Below are 14,026 nucleotides of genomic sequence, written 5' to 3' on the forward strand. Positions count from 1 at the left end.
CCCTATTTATTTCTTCTGATTATTCTCCAACTCTCTTGCTTTTTCCAGAAGTTCTTCTGGGCTGTCCGCTCCTGGAATTGATTTTTGAGCAGACTTCTCATTATTATACATATTATCCTGTTTTTGATCTTGAGACCTGTGATTACTTTCCAGTTCAGAATATTGATTATTAATTACTGTAGATGCATTCTGAATATCACTCTGTTTCCCTGAAATACTGTTACGAGTCTGATCCAGCATTCCATCAACATTTCCCTTAACATTGTCTTTTATACCCGACTCGCTGGTCGCTTTCTCAACAGTTGCTTTATGTGTCGCAAAGTCCGACATTACATCCTGCCTACCACCGCCAGCAGAAATATTTGTCATCCCCTGACCCAACGTGCTTTTTGCATCAGAATAGGCATTATCAACCTCTGGTTGTACCTGCTCCTTAACAAATGACCAAGCCATTTCTCGCCGCTGCGCAGCTACTTCGGGTGAACTAGTGTTGGTAAGTATCATATCAGCATCCTGCGGGGAGTTTTTGCGTACATATTGTGCAAACTGCTGGTTAAGATCTTCATTAACTTGACCACTCATAGTTTCTGTTCGTGACGCCATTTCTGCATACTCATGGCTACGAGCTTGACTGGTTGTATACTGGTCGTAACTTTGTTTTGCAGAATTCAGAGCTATGGAAAGTTGGTCAGCTCGAGAAGTTGCATTATTATCAGTGTGGCTACCAGACTCATTGAGTTTACGGCTGGTGAAATAATCACTTGCCTCTTTGAAGTCTTTGGTAGCTCTGGCATCCACATCGTGACGAGCATCTTGGCTGGATCGGGAGCTACTGGATGCCTGATGCGAATCAAGATCTTCACCATCAACACCGACTCTCGCACCAGCTTTAAAGTTGATACCGCCACCGGTTCCGAACGCCTTGATACCAATGCCTCCATTTGCGTTAACGTCACCATAAAGGCCAGTGGAAGCGCGAGTACTACGAGAAGCCAATTCTTGAGTCGCTTGCTCGTTACTAATGTTGTGTCCCTTCGCATAGCTTTCCACCGCGCTACGCATCCGGCTGGCCATCATAGAATCCTGAGCACTCATGGTACTGTCCGCACCATTAGTCATAGAATCACTGCTACCACGGTTTGAGCCAAACTGGCTGAGCGTATTCCATGCACTGCTTAAGCTACTACTATAACCATGCAACGCACTTTCCGATTGAGCCTGCGCTTCACGTGCCATTGCTTGTTGAGCGGACGCGATCTGACGAGAAAAGTTAATATTTAGCGGTGTTTTGCTAGCAGCCTGTGTGGAATCAGTCACCGTACTACCATCACGCATATGTGTTGAGGTTGCCCCATTAGCCAGTTGCTGACTCATCTGGCCAAACATCGTTGAGCTGTTAGTGTTCCAGTTAAAACCACTCACATTTTCTGTCTGCATATTGGCATAAGAATAGTTACCATCAACAGCACCAGAGGCAGCAGTGGCTGCAGGGCTGATAGCGGAAGAGGCCAGATGGCTGTAGAGATTTGAGAACCCCGCTCCCAGTCCCTTCAGCATTCCCCATGCAAGCGGTGGGATTAGCATGGACAGATAGCCTGCCGTGGTAGCGAGGTCTGAGTATTTTATCTGCACCTGTGACAACTCCGAGAGAACCACTGGTGAACCGTTGGCCTTCGCATAGAAGGTCATGCAGCTGTTGAGGATGGCGTAAAGCAGTGGCCAGCTCTGCACCCACATGATAGCCAGCACGTACCCCTTCAGCACATTAAGGGTGACGGCGTTAAACATCCCGCCCAGCACCATCAGGGGGAATATTCCGATGGTCAGACCGACAATCAACGTCTGAGACATAGGAAGTGAGCGTAATGCCACCTGACCGACCGTCGCATGCGCCAGCCGCTGCTTCTCCATCGATGACGTAGTGGCGATATTCAGCAGGCTTGAGGTATCACCGTTGCGGGCGGCGTAGCTCATAATACCGTTTCGCAGCGCGTTCATCGTCACATTCTGACGGACAATCGACGCGGCGCTCTGACCGGCCCCATAGAAATAGTTATAGCTGTCCCCGATCATCTGGCTGAACAAAATGTCAGGATTCGGACGTCCGCCAAAAAGCTGACGCACGTAGTAACTCCATGTTTTTCCTCCGGTCTGAGTATCCAGGGCAAGCTTTGGCTTAATTACCGCAGCGGCTTCTTCACAGGTTAAAAACTGATTATTGTTGTTGAATATCCCCCTCAGCGGACTCGGCTTTGAGAAAATCAGCGTATACGGGTCTGCGCTGTTCATCAGCTCTTCCATGGTATATTTTCCGTTCAGGAAAATATCGCCCATCACGCAGTTCTGCACATAGTCCGTGAATATCGTCGTTATCTCTGGGTTCTGTGATAAAAAGTCCGTACTGCGTGAAACCAGATTCGCCCCAAATATCATGCCGGTTTTGCTGTAGGTGATGCTGTCGGGCTGTGAAAAGACCATTTCATACCCCTGAACAAGGGCATATCCGATTTTGGTGGTCAGCGATGCAGGCAGTGCCAGCCCGACGGGCACGTTATCGACTTTATAGACCTTTGTCTGATTACTGATATCGATTATTTGTACGGAGGTGCGAACACTGATCAGCAGCGACATCAGCACAATGACGCCTGCCCAGCCCAGCATATCCATGATGTTGTGCCGTCGTATCCACGAAATGGCCACAACCAGCACAGAGAAAGCCGTCGCAATACGCCGAATAACAACCCAGTTCTCCGTCGACATGAACGTGACGATGGCATTCAGCGTCTGCGTCAGCCAGTCGCCGCCCGCAATGACATAGATTTCCTGCATCAGCGCGCCCCCCCGAAGTGATAGTTGTTCTGGTAGCGCTGCAGCATGCGTGCCGAGACCTGCTGGCGCATGTAGCTCATCTGGCGGTCAACAACCAGAAGCGCGTCCTGCTGTACCTGCACCTGTGCCTGGAAGGAGGCTATCTGTCGCGTGGCTTCGTTAAGGTTATTATTGATGCTGTCGATAACGGCCTGGTCATAGTTTCCCGTTGCCACCATTGCACGGGCCTGCTGGACCAGCTCCTGGATGTACTGGAGCAGAATGTCGTAGCCGATATAATCGGTTAGCTGATAAACGAGGCTGTTAGAAACACCCAGCATCTGGGGATCAACCAGGTACTTGAAGACCGGGATGGTAGTACTTGTGATAAATCCCTTCTCTTTCTCGGTTAACTTTAGATCGGCAACGGCTTTATTCTGAATGCTGGAAAGGATGTCTTTTATCTGATTTTTCAGTGCATTTTTCTGGCTGATCGTGACATTAGCATCGGCAAACACCTTCAGACATTTATCGCTGTCATTACAGTGATACACCCGTGCAGTCCCCCCCTCCATCATGGCCCGAATAAGGTCGCGATCGGTCGTTCTGGCCGGAAGCGGGGTTATATTACCCTTCTCATCAAAGACCATTGTTCCGGTCAGGGTCATGATGAACTCCTTAAGCTCTTTATTCCCGTCAAACATGCGGTTCTTGCCGAGCGCATTCCAGATGACATTGATATTCTTCGTGATGCGCTCTTTATCCTTATCACTGGCCTTATCACGGACCTTATCCATACTGCCCCCTACCGTACAGCCCTGGCGGGATGCAGCCCAGTCCGCAAACATGTTGCTCTCGCCGGCAATGTCCTGGCAGACCTTCTGCTGGGAGACCTGGGTGCGCGGAAACAGACCGCCGACAATCCCCTGCGCCGCCTGGCAGGAGCTGAGGTTCATGCTGTTAATATCGCTGGCCATCTTCTGCAGAAAGTCTTTTGCGGTCTTGATTTCCGGTACCGTGGTCTGCAGCGCCAGATCGAAGAAGTATCCGGCCGCATTGGACATAATCTGCTTGGCGAAACGCTGCAGCTGATCGCTGTTAATAAAGCTGAAGGAGCCCAGATAGGCATCAATGCCGCCGCAGCCGGCGTTGATGTCGGGCAGCGTCATGGAGATAAGCTGGACGGTTTTCACCTGCGTACGGGCATATAGTGAGCCACCCGTGGCGTAGCCAGCGGCCTGCCCCTGCCAGACCTGTGGCTGGCTGGTATTGGAGTCAAAGCCCAGCTTATTAAAGAAGGTGTTCATGTCGCTGTTCACGTCCGCACTAACTGTTGTTGAACAGACGAGAAGCATGCAGCCCAGAAGACTGCGGTGTCTGAACAGGTTTATCATCATTTCACTCCGCGCATCTGAAGGACCGTATCCATGCGGGCCATAAAGCCCTGTTCGTCGGTCGCGCCCTGCAGCAGGGGCAGGGCTTCAAGGGTGTTTACGTTGACGAGAAAGGTGGTTGGCGTGGCCACGGGCAGGTTAGGGAAAAAGGTTTTCATCACCTCCGGCGGCGCGGGCAGCGCATCGGGATAGGACGCATCCCCCTGACCGTCGATGGTGTAGGCCATCACCCCAAAACCCACCCGTGCCGACAGCGACTTCAGGACCGGATCAAACTGGTGGCAGTACGGGCAGTGCCCCTGCATAAACAGCACGACCTTCCAGTCGGCCAGATTGACCTGGCGGCCGTTGCTGAGGCGGTACCAGACCGGCTGCTTCGCCGGAAGTGGCTTAACTTCAGGGTCTTCCGGGGATGTTGGCAGAGATCCCGACGCTCGCGCCCCCTGTGGATGCCATAACGATTTGATCTCGTCCATTGTGGAAGCCTGTGTGGCCAGACTGAGGGTCATGAGCGCCACGGTAAACACGATATGTCTAAGGTTCATGTCGGCATCCTCCGGCATCACGGGCCTTTTCGGCCTCACGGGCGGCATCAATCCAGCGGTTGATGATGCGGTAGCCCCCCCAGAGCGCCATCGATACGCCGATTATCTGTGCCAGAAGAATGGCCATCTCCGGCTCGCGCCGGACCAGGCGGGAAACAATGTGAAACCATATCCCGAGGCTCAGCACCCATAATCCGGGCACGTCGAACTCAGGCAGGCGAAAACGGAATTTACGCATGCGAACTCTCCCTGTATTAAAAGTTGGGGGCAAAATCTGTGGAAACGTTGAGGAACTGCTTCGCCAGGTCATCTTGGCTGATAAAGCCATACGAGACGGGTTTAACCGTCCCGCTTTTAGGGTCAGCCAGCATCAGCGCCGGGAAGTAACGAATACCCAGCCGGCTGGCCTGTCCACCGTCCATTCGGGTATCCGGCAGGAGTGGATTCACGATACCGTCCACGGAGACCGGAATGACGCTGAGGTGATACGTTTCGCGGAAGTTTTTAATGACCTGAACCAGCTGGCCGTCGATCGGGTCCTGTCCGCGGTAGAAGAACATCACGCCATAGCGCTGTGCCAGCGTTTCAATGGCGCGGCGCTGGTCGGCAAAGTCCGCCGCCAGCTGGTTGCGCACGGTACCGTTGTAGTGGCTGTGCTGCAGGTTGTAGTCGAGCTCGGGGTGTTCGAGCATCGCCTTTTTAGCGCTCATCGAGAACAGCCCGGCCTGCTGCGTCCAGTAGTTCTGCAGGCGGAAGTAGCGGGTAAAGTTCTCCACGCCCGGATACAGAATGGCCTCGTACATGGCGCGCTTCGTGGCCTGCTGAAGCGTGGCAAGCTTCTCCATGATGTCCGGCGAGGCCTGCTGAGGCTGTGTTGAAGAGGATTTGTCGTCCTCCGGCGTTCTGTGCGATTCGTTGTACCACTGCCAGCCGGCATCTTGTCCTGTGGCGGAAAAAACGCTGCCAAGAAGCAGCAGCGCTAACGCCGTCTTTCTCATTTTCACTGGAACCTTCCTTATCCCGAAGCAGGTCGGTTATCGTTTGAAAAGCGGGTTTAACAGCCACGCCAGCAGAACTCCCGCCACGAAAAGCGCAACCATCAGCGCCATAAAAAACACATCGATGCGCGATGTTTCATCAACGATATTCCCGCACCAGTAAAGCACCGGTGAGGCGACAATCAGGCTGATGATAAGGCGTCCAGTAAATCCTTTAATTTTCATGATGGAGAGTCCTGAGTGAGTGATGAGTGGCTTACTGTTTGTTCTTCAGCTGCGCGGCGATTTCCTCTCGGACGCGCTTCGTCAGGGTGTCGTTATCCGGGATTTTCTTGTTCTTTTGCAGATCGTCGAAAAAGTTCGAGAAGTCGAGCGCTTCAAAATTAATTTGCTGCAGCTCGGTCTGGGTGATGCCGCGACAGTCCGGGCTGCTGGCCTTGCCAAAGCCGACGTGAAGCTGACCGTTACGTCCCTGCTGCTGCACTATCTGAGCCAGCTTAGAGTCAAACTGACAGTAGCTGCGCTTCTTCTCCAGACAGACGCCGAGCACTTTTTTTGAACAGAACTCACCGATACTGACCGTGAGCTTATTCTCTTTGGCCTTGCCCAGCGCTTTCTCCTCGCTGCTGCACCTGGCAAGCCCGACATCCTGGCCCCAGCCGCCGTCTTTACAGCAGTTGCTGAAACCTGCCGCAAACTTCTTGCAGAATTTCGCGCTGCCGGTAAAGGCGCGTACGTCAACGCTGTTAATGGCTGCTACGTCCTTGCCCGCAGCGGCCAGCGCGGCGAGTGCCGAAACGACAGGTGCAAAATCGTTGTTTTTACCGTTCTGCGCCCGCTCACAGTCCCCATCGAGACAGAAGGTATCGCCGCCACATATCATCACCTGGCCGGAAGTACGCGTTTCACAGGAGTACGTGGCGTATTCATGCAGGCAGCCGCTGCCGTCTTCTGCAGTGAAGGCGCAGGTGCGTGAGGCAAGCGTACAGGCCGGATTGTTCATATAGGTTTTGCAGGCGCCATTGTCAGCAGTCTGGGTCATATATGTGTCTTTGTACTTCCAGCATGCCTGGGTAACCTGGTAGGGCTTGCCCTCAACCACGACAGTCTTAGTACTGCCCGGTTCAATACACTCTGTTTTCTTGAGCGTACCTTCGCTTTTGCTAAACGGACAGGATTCACCCCATTCCACTCTGGGTATCCAGACCCGGCTTTTAACCTGCATGATTAGAGTCAGTGTAAAACGCGTTTTTCCGCTGGCCATATCGTTATAAATAATATTGTCGACTGTCCCCGTACAACTGCCGTTTCCGCTGCAGCTACTACCCTGTACGGTTTGACCTTTAGTCAGAGTCAATCCCGTTGCTCCTGTGAGGCCAATAGTGGCATTCCAGCCAAGATTGAATATGGTATTCATAAAATTAGCGCGGGAATTCCAGAGATAATTTTGTGTGGTGACATTCAGGCTGGCACTGTTCACCATACCCGCCTCAGGAGAGGTAAAACTGAAGACGATTTGCTTGCCGGATCGACTAAAATTAAATGAAGTGATGGTGTAGGTTTTAGTCTCAGTGGTTTCCTTCCAGTCACCTGTGATACTGGCTGTCCTGGTACAGGCCTGCTCAACCAGCAGGTCGCGCTCGCAGGTATAGTTGGTGAACTCGCTGCGGCTGATGTTCTGCGCTTCGCACTGCGTCTGCCCCGTTTTGCCGATGATGGTATCGGCGCGGGACTGGACATCCTGGCTGGCCTTAATAAACGGCGCGTCGGATGAAATGGGCTCCTTCGGGTTGTTAACAAACGAGTCGGTGACGGCCTTTGTGGCCTCATTAGTAGTCCAGCCCGTGGTACCGTCCGCTTTCAGCGCACCATCACCGGTCGCCGTCACGCCGCCATAGTACTTCTTCTCACCGGGTGAGGCGGTATAGTTGGGGATAGACGCTGAGGGGTTAAAGTTTTTCAGGCTGCTCTCCCCCTGCCCCTGTACCTGACGGGCAAAATCAGCCCCCGCCCTGTACTGCGCGTCAGCATCGGCAAATGCATTCACGCCCGCCATCGTGGTGGCAATGGCCAGCACCGGCATCAGTATTGCTCTTTTCATCGGGCCTCTCCTTTATTAAGCAGCTCTTGCGCCTCATCCCTGCACTCGCCCTTCTCCACCACCTTTTCCAGCGCTTGCTTCAGATGAAGATTGCCGCGAATCACATCGTGGCCCGCCTCGCAGTACACCACCAGGGACGGCACGCTGGTGATCCCGTACTCACGAAAGCGGGTCGGGTCGATGGCGACGCCGCTGGCTGAGCCGTCCTGAACAAGCGCCATCACGGCGGTTGCCGTTGTTTTCATGTCGTTGTTGACCATGCCCCGCAGGGTGGCGGGAATGTCGTAGCGGCGCGCCTCGGTCAGCATGCGCTTAAGCCCCGCCTGCGGGATGGCAAAGGAGACGAAATACAGGGCGCCGTGCGTCGGTTTATCCTGATGGTCCTCGCGCTGGCGCTGTTTCAGCTCCCCGATAAAATGGGCGTCGTCTGCTGAAAGAGGGTTCTGGCGCACCTGCTGCTCCAGCATCTGGCGCAACGGCGCGTTATCCTGCCCCCTCAGCTGCTGGCTGAAAGACTCCTGCTGACGAATAAACTCGCGGTTCGCCTCATCAGCTCCTGACGCCAGCGCAGTGCAACAGTATGCTGACAGCAGCAGCGCCGCCGTCAGACCGGACAGAGTTTTCATGGAAGTTTCCTTTTTCTCAGAGGAAGACGCAGTTGCGCTTGCGCCAGAGCAGATAGCCGTAGTTTTTCTTCGTGTTCGGCGGGTTACGCCCCGTTTCCCAACGCATGACGGTGCGGCCGAAAGGATGGCACTGCGCCGCATCCGGGAACATGTTCACCATCTGATAGCGCCAGCGCTCTTTCGGGATAATGGGAGACGGGTATTCGAAGCAGACCGCGCGGTCCACCCCCACGCTCTCCAGTATCTGACCCTGTCGGTGCAGCTTGAACGCCATACGCTCGCTGACCAGAACGGAAGACTGCAGGGGGCTGGACTCATTGCTCACCCAGCCGTTGAAAGGGTACATCGAGCCCTGCGAGCCAGCGCACCAGAACAGCGGGTCGAGAGGCTTATTTACCGCACTGGCTATCGCGTCGGCCGCACATGCGCCCTGCGCGATGGGGTTGGCAAAAATGACCGCCTCCGGATTCAGAATTGAGGTCAGGGCGCTGTCCCCCCATGTTGGGTCAATTTCAGACAGGTATCCGATATCCAGATCGCCGCCCTGCAAACACCCGAGAGAGGTGATGATGTTGAGCCAGTACGTCAGCGGATATTTGTACCAGTGCACGTGGTAGAACGCGCCATTGACCTGTTTGTCATCTTTTTTGGCAGTGCCCATCCCCATTTTCCCGAGATTAACAGTGAATCCGCCGAGGTTCACCATGCAGCCCGGAGAACGTGCCACATCGGTCATGGCCATCGGCTCCCAGTACCCTATTGCCAGGCCAACGCGCTGAAATACCGGCGGTGGCATTGGACAAAACTGTATCGGGCTACCGGGATTGGACGTGTCCGGTAAATCCCCGCCCGTGACTTTTGTGCTGCCGAGCGACAGGGGGAACATGCAGCGCCAGCAGATATCGGTGATCGGATTGACGAAGCGCCCTTCGCAGGCGGCGTCCGCCGCTGCCATGTGGCTGTTACCCCACAGAAGCAGCCCGAACAGAGAGACGGTCAGCATTTTCACCGGACACCTCCTGCATCATGCTGCGCCATATCGGGCGGAATGATTTCCACCTGCAGGCGCTTTCCGCTGGGTGCCGCCGTTACCCGCGCCGGCACCTGGCTTATGCCGAACCGGGCGGTCAGCACCCCGTTCTGGTCGAAGAAAATGCGGCTGTCGAGCTTCTCCGACGTCTGCGGAATGTTGCCCTGAACCAGAATGATGCGGGTGATCAGGGTGTCAGGCTTCTGTCGCTGTACCCACGCGAGCTGCTCCGCATCGTCGCCGTTGATAAACAGCAGGGTCTCGTTAAACGGCACCACATCAAGCGGATTAAAGACCTGCCCCGCCTGAGCAAACACGTTGCCCCTGTCGTCGGCAAGCGCCTTGTCCACCCGCACGCTCGGATCAAACCAGCGCCGCTCGTAGCGCACCGCGCGGGTTATTCCCTCAACGGCAGGCGGGCGCTGGCTGTTGCGCACCACGCGCGCCTTAAACTCCGCCATCTTTTTGTCCATCTCGCCGGACTGCGCCAGCGTCTGCAGCCGGCTTTCGATAACGGTCAGCATATCCGGCTCCGCCACCGGCCAGAGATCGCCCCACGTCCCGAGGTCAGCGGCCGTCACGCTGCCGGTCAGCAGCGTCAGGCCCAGGGCAAGGGCGCGCATCACGCCCCCTCCTTCATCCGGCGGGCCACGTCAGTCTGGATTTCACGCGTGATATCAGGCGCCCCCTGCACCACGGCAGGTGCGACAAGGATGAGGGCACGATGGCGGATCTGCCAGTCCCGGAGGCTGGCCTCCAGTGACGCGTTAAAGCGGTCTGAGAGTGCTTTTGTCTGCGCCTCGTCCAGCGAACGGCGACCGGCGCTGTCAAAGAAGGCATCCACCGTGGATTTCATGTTGAAGGCCACAACCACAGGACGGTTAAGCTGGCAGACCAGCCAGCTGACGCCTGCGCTCGCTGCCAGCGTGCCGGCAATCAGCGCGGCGTTAATGAGTACGTGTTTTTTCATGGGATGGTCTTCCCTTCATGCTCGTGAAGCCAGCGCTCCAGCGCGGCCATTTCCGGCCCGGATTTTTTCCACGCCAGCTCCCAGACGGCTTCGTGAATACTCAGCCCCTCCCGGCGTCGCTGCTGCAGAAACTCAAAGTCCGGACCGTCCGAGGAGTACATTGCCCGGCTGAGCGGATCGACGAACAGGCGATGCCAGGACGTCAGGTGCTCAACCGACAGCATAAAGCTGCTGAACCAGTTGTCCTTCGCGCTGCCAAAACCCTTAATCATGTCGCGCTGCAGCTGCGAATACTGGTCCGGGTACAGCTGGTTGTACCTGGCGAACTCTTTGGCGGACTGCTTGAGGATAATTTTGTAGGACGAGTTACCCCATGCCGCGCGGGCGGCGCTGGAAGCCGTTTCCGAGTCAAAGTCGACGATGTTCTGCGTAATGGTGATGTACGAACCGGTATGGCGACGGGCGGTACGGTAGCCCTTCTCGATAAACGCCCCGACCTTGTTATTTTTGAAGTCCAGCAGGCGCCAGCCTTCGTCTATCACGTTGAGCTTCTTCAGGCTGCGCGGCGTGCGGTACATGCGGTTCTCAATGTAGAGAATGAGCGAGAACATCACCGCCACCAGGAGGGACGGCCTGTCCTCCAGTCCGCCAAGCTCAAGGACCACCATCCGGGCTTCGTCCTTCAGGGACGGTTCGTCGGAGTTGAAGTAGCTGCCGTACACCCCGTCGCGGGTGTACTGGGTCAGCAACACCACCATCTCATCGAGGCGGCTGCGGATGGTCGGGGAGCCTGCATACTCCTCGCTGTCGCGGGCCATCATCAGGTAGTCCACCACGTCATCAATGCGCGCCTGATTTTTCTTCGTAAGCCAGGTGGCCTTCACCGCCTTGAGCAGCAGACCTTCGTGCACCTCGTCCAGGTTGCCGTTGGGGCTGGCCATCACGGACAGCTGGTCCCGCAGGCGCTCGGCCATCTCATCGATGGTATCGTCGGTGACGTTAGCGAACGGGTTAAACTTCAGCGTCTCGCCGTCGAGGTAGACACCGCCCATGTTCTCGCACAGGGACTTGTAGCCGTCGCCCATGTCGAACACCACGGCGAAGCCGCCAGAGTCGATGACGCTGCGTATCAGGGGCTGGATAAGCCCGGTTTTCCCCGCGCCGGAGGTGCCACACACCGCCATATTGAAGTTGGTGTTGCCCATGCCGCGGCTGAACAGGTCGATAAACGCCAGCTGGTTGCGGTAGGTCGGCGCAAGCAGGCCGGAAGTGGCCAGCGGGCTGTCCGCCACCACCGGCATCAGATTGGCGACGTTAAAGCTCTCGGCGCGCTGCAGCACGCCGGACTCGCGCAGCTGCTTAAAGAGGCCGCCGCCCGCCATAAACGGCAGATTCACGAGAAAATTGCGCATATGGTTAAAGCGCGGAGAAATCAGCTCGAAGCCATTTTTACGGAAGCTGTTCAGCACGTCCTGCTCGACCTTCAGCGCGGTTTCCTGGTCATCGCGGCAGAAGAGAGTCACGTTCAGAAAATAGCTCACCAGCGAGGACTGCCCGGACGACAGGCGCTGGCGCAGATCGCCCCACTCTTTCGCCTCCTGCGCCACGCCCGGGAAAAACTTGGCGTAGCTGGTCTTGGACTTCTTCTCAAGATCCATGAACTTCAGGTTGGCCTCGTTCTGCGCCTTTACCTGGTCTTCCACGCTGAGAACCAGCGTCAGGATAAACGGGCACGAAACGGACAGTTCCGGGTTGAGAAGGTTGCTGTAGTTGTCGGCCATATTCCAAAGGAAGGCCAGCTCCGGATTTTTGGTCAGCTGGAAGTTCATGATGCGCGCGGTGCTGTTGCGACCGTTACCGCGCAGCCCCAGCGTCATGTAGTCGGCCTTCACCTTCAGGTCAAAGGTATCGTCCACGCACTGATAATTCAGATCCTTGAGCGGGTCCAATTCCCTTTCGGTGGGATACAGCGCATCCGGGTTGTGGTTAATCATTTCGCCCGCAATGCGGATAAAGGCATCCGCGTCCACGCTGCGGGTGGCTATCTGTGCCCCCTGCAGCGAGGCACGGATGATTTTGACCTGGTTTTCCATCTCCATCACGCTGGCCTTACTTCCGCGCTTGCGGGGGACGCAGCAGGAGATGTACACACGGTAGTTACGCAGGGTCAGCGGCAGGTTGAGGTGATCGGGCAGCGGGAACCCTTCTTCTGCGGCCCTGAGATAGTAGGCGCGGGTGATGGCGTTGAACGTATCGGCCTTTTCCCCCGTCCATGAGAGCTCGCGCAGGCCATACTCGATATCCTGACCCACCAGATGGCTGGACACCAGGTGAACGGCCACCGGCACCTCGCGGGGCAGCTTGGTGCGCATCAGGTTTTCCAGCGACGACACGATAGTTTCGTTGGCGCCGTTGATGGGCTGCGCCTCCAGCATAAAGCCCATCGTCTTCTCGTTCATGAAGAGGCCGGTTTCCGCATCGTAGTCGCGGTACGGCAGCACACGGCTGAACTGCGGGAAGCGCATCTGCCCGAGGACATCGTTCGCCTCAGAGGACGCATCGGGCATCTTCAGCGCCGTCAGCAGCGAGTTAACCGTGCGGGTGACGGTATCCAGTGGATTACTCACGGTTATCCCCCTTTTTATTGTCGGCCGTTTTTGCCGTTTCCGTCGCAGGGGCCGGGCGGCTGGCAGGGATACCGTAGCGAAAACGCGCTGAGCGCATCTGACCGTACAGGCAGAAATACGGACGGCATCCCATAAGCAGCGCCGCCCCTGAAAACACAATGGCCATCACAATCCACAGCAACTTAAACGCACTCAGCGCTCCGTCAACATGACCGGCATATCCTTTAGCATCGGTGACGACGCTGCCCCGGTTATGGCAGACAGCTGAGGGAGCATCATGCAGCGTGAGGCCGGAGGACTTGCCCTGCGGGGCTGAAGGTATAAAGGGGTCTAAAGGTTCATCGCGGCAGGCCGCAATACGAAACTCGCCACTGCTGACGTTATGCGTGACGGCTATAATTTCCTGCGCCATCGCCTCTCCGGGCGTGGTGTTCTCCATCCACAAAAGCATGGCAACCAGCAGCATCAGCGTGGCGGCAGGCCAGATAATCAGATAGTGAAAAGCCCAGGCAAGCCATCTAAGGCAATACAGCAGGACGGACAGAAGCTTAAGCATCATTCCCGTTACCTCCGGGATTCAGCGGAAACCAGACGCTGCAGTTGTGTCTGATAGCCTCCGCCAGCCTCTCCCCGACCTCTCCGCTGTACAGCGCTTTAATCCGGCTGACGTCAGACTTCGCCAGGAAAACCCGGGTCATCTGCTGTTTTGTTACGCTCATACCTGAGCCTGCTTTACCCAGGAACAGACAGTGCCCACGCTGGCGTTGCATTATGTGTTGAGAAATCCCAGCCTTCCCGTCTAGGGCGGGAGCGCTCTGCTGAGACGCTGAAAGCCAGAAGTCGCGCTCTGCGGCATTAACAAAGATGACACGCATCCCCTGCGCCTCGCAGCAGGCCGTAATATCGTTAAGGTGACGGGTTTTCCCC

At 55.9% G+C, this 14,026-nt stretch carries 14 protein-coding genes; all 14 read right to left on the minus strand.

Annotated features, from left to right (window positions below; all coding sequences use genetic code 11):
- Positions 1-6: 6 nt before the first annotated feature.
- Genes traG through ACP3TC_RS22815 form a run of 14 tightly spaced genes read right to left on the minus strand, consistent with a single transcriptional unit; the run spans position 7 to position 13,818 of the window.
- Positions 7-2,829 carry a conjugal transfer mating-pair stabilization protein TraG gene (gene traG, locus ACP3TC_RS22750; protein WP_426818385.1) on the minus strand — a complete coding sequence of 941 codons (2,823 nt, stop codon included), beginning with the start codon at positions 2,827-2,829 and terminating at the stop codon, positions 7-9.
- The gene (traH, locus tag ACP3TC_RS22755) at positions 2,829-4,163 is read right to left on the minus strand and encodes a conjugal transfer pilus assembly protein TraH (RefSeq protein ID WP_426818391.1); all 1,335 of its coding nucleotides are present in this window, start codon (positions 4,161-4,163) and stop codon (positions 2,829-2,831) included. Before traH ends, traG begins: the two co-directional genes overlap by 1 nt.
- 38 nt (positions 4,164-4,201) lie before the next feature.
- A complete protein-coding gene (gene trbB, locus ACP3TC_RS22760) occupies positions 4,202-4,747 on the minus strand; it encodes a type-F conjugative transfer system pilin assembly thiol-disulfide isomerase TrbB (protein WP_426818386.1) in 546 nt (181 codons plus the stop codon).
- Complete coding sequence (traQ, locus tag ACP3TC_RS22765) at positions 4,737-4,985, minus strand: type-F conjugative transfer system pilin chaperone TraQ (protein WP_008324126.1); 249 nt, start codon at positions 4,983-4,985, stop codon at positions 4,737-4,739. Before traQ ends, trbB begins: the two co-directional genes overlap by 11 nt.
- A 16-nt stretch (positions 4,986-5,001) precedes the next feature.
- Positions 5,002-5,745, minus strand: a complete 744-nt coding sequence (traF, locus tag ACP3TC_RS22770) for a type-F conjugative transfer system pilin assembly protein TraF (RefSeq protein ID WP_426818392.1) — start codon at positions 5,743-5,745, stop codon at positions 5,002-5,004.
- Positions 5,746-5,781: 36 nt separating this feature from the next.
- Entirely contained in the window at positions 5,782-5,970 is a 189-nt protein-coding gene (trbE, locus tag ACP3TC_RS22775; protein ID WP_025759809.1) for a conjugal transfer protein TrbE, read from the minus strand.
- 31 nt (positions 5,971-6,001) lie between these two features.
- A complete protein-coding gene (traN, locus tag ACP3TC_RS22780) occupies positions 6,002-7,846 on the minus strand; it encodes a type-F conjugative transfer system mating-pair stabilization protein TraN (RefSeq protein WP_426818387.1) in 1,845 nt (614 codons plus the stop codon).
- Positions 7,843-8,472 (minus strand): type-F conjugative transfer system pilin assembly protein TrbC, encoded by a 630-nt coding sequence (gene trbC / locus ACP3TC_RS22785; RefSeq protein ID WP_165723319.1) that lies wholly within the window; start codon positions 8,470-8,472, stop codon positions 7,843-7,845. The genes traN and trbC overlap by 4 nt, the downstream gene beginning before the upstream one ends.
- A 16-nt stretch (positions 8,473-8,488) precedes the next feature.
- Positions 8,489-9,475, minus strand: a complete 987-nt coding sequence (gene traU, locus ACP3TC_RS22790) for a conjugal transfer pilus assembly protein TraU (protein ID WP_426818393.1) — start codon at positions 9,473-9,475, stop codon at positions 8,489-8,491.
- A 2-nt stretch (positions 9,476-9,477) separates the two neighbouring features.
- Positions 9,478-10,125, minus strand: a complete 648-nt coding sequence (gene traW / locus ACP3TC_RS22795; protein ID WP_008324132.1) for a type-F conjugative transfer system protein TraW — start codon at positions 10,123-10,125, stop codon at positions 9,478-9,480.
- Positions 10,125-10,472 carry a type-F conjugative transfer system protein TrbI gene (trbI, locus tag ACP3TC_RS22800; RefSeq protein WP_011201813.1) on the minus strand — a complete coding sequence of 116 codons (348 nt, stop codon included), beginning with the start codon at positions 10,470-10,472 and terminating at the stop codon, positions 10,125-10,127. The genes traW and trbI overlap by 1 nt, the downstream gene beginning before the upstream one ends.
- A complete protein-coding gene (gene traC / locus ACP3TC_RS22805; protein WP_426818388.1) occupies positions 10,469-13,099 on the minus strand; it encodes a type IV secretion system protein TraC in 2,631 nt (876 codons plus the stop codon). Before traC ends, trbI begins: the two co-directional genes overlap by 4 nt.
- Positions 13,092-13,658, minus strand: coding sequence for a conjugal transfer pilus-stabilizing protein TraP (gene traP, locus ACP3TC_RS22810; protein WP_426818318.1), 567 nt, complete (start codon positions 13,656-13,658; stop codon positions 13,092-13,094). Before traP ends, traC begins: the two co-directional genes overlap by 8 nt.
- On the minus strand, positions 13,648-13,818 hold the full coding sequence (locus tag ACP3TC_RS22815) for a Clp protease (protein WP_426818319.1): 171 nt from the start codon (positions 13,816-13,818) through the stop codon (positions 13,648-13,650). Before ACP3TC_RS22815 ends, traP begins: the two co-directional genes overlap by 11 nt.
- Positions 13,819-14,026 lie beyond the last annotated feature (208 nt).

Source organism: Winslowiella sp. 2C04, assembly GCF_050037805.1.
In the GTDB taxonomy this organism is placed as follows: domain Bacteria; phylum Pseudomonadota; class Gammaproteobacteria; order Enterobacterales; family Enterobacteriaceae; genus Erwinia; species Erwinia toletana_A.

Excerpts from the sequence above, each read along its gene's own strand:
- traG (WP_426818385.1), bottom strand. The coding sequence starts at position 2,829 with ATGCAGGAAATCTATGTCATTGCGGGCGGCGACTGGCTGACGCAGACG.
- traH (WP_426818391.1), bottom strand. The coding sequence starts at position 4,163 with ATGCTTCTCGTCTGTTCAACAACAGTTAGTGCGGACGTGAACAGCGAC.
- trbB (WP_426818386.1), bottom strand. The coding sequence starts at position 4,747 with ATGAACCTTAGACATATCGTGTTTACCGTGGCGCTCATGACCCTCAGT.
- traQ (WP_008324126.1), bottom strand. The coding sequence starts at position 4,985 with ATGCGTAAATTCCGTTTTCGCCTGCCTGAGTTCGACGTGCCCGGATTA.
- traF (WP_426818392.1), bottom strand. The coding sequence starts at position 5,745 with ATGAGAAAGACGGCGTTAGCGCTGCTGCTTCTTGGCAGCGTTTTTTCC.
- trbE (WP_025759809.1), bottom strand. The coding sequence starts at position 5,970 with ATGAAAATTAAAGGATTTACTGGACGCCTTATCATCAGCCTGATTGTC.
- traN (WP_426818387.1), bottom strand. The coding sequence starts at position 7,846 with ATGAAAAGAGCAATACTGATGCCGGTGCTGGCCATTGCCACCACGATG.
- trbC (WP_165723319.1), bottom strand. The coding sequence starts at position 8,472 with ATGAAAACTCTGTCCGGTCTGACGGCGGCGCTGCTGCTGTCAGCATAC.
- traU (WP_426818393.1), bottom strand. The coding sequence starts at position 9,475 with ATGCTGACCGTCTCTCTGTTCGGGCTGCTTCTGTGGGGTAACAGCCAC.
- traW (WP_008324132.1), bottom strand. The coding sequence starts at position 10,125 with ATGCGCGCCCTTGCCCTGGGCCTGACGCTGCTGACCGGCAGCGTGACG.
- trbI (WP_011201813.1), bottom strand. The coding sequence starts at position 10,472 with ATGAAAAAACACGTACTCATTAACGCCGCGCTGATTGCCGGCACGCTG.
- traP (WP_426818318.1), bottom strand. The coding sequence starts at position 13,658 with ATGATGCTTAAGCTTCTGTCCGTCCTGCTGTATTGCCTTAGATGGCTT.
- ACP3TC_RS22815 (WP_426818319.1), bottom strand. The coding sequence starts at position 13,818 with ATGAGCGTAACAAAACAGCAGATGACCCGGGTTTTCCTGGCGAAGTCT.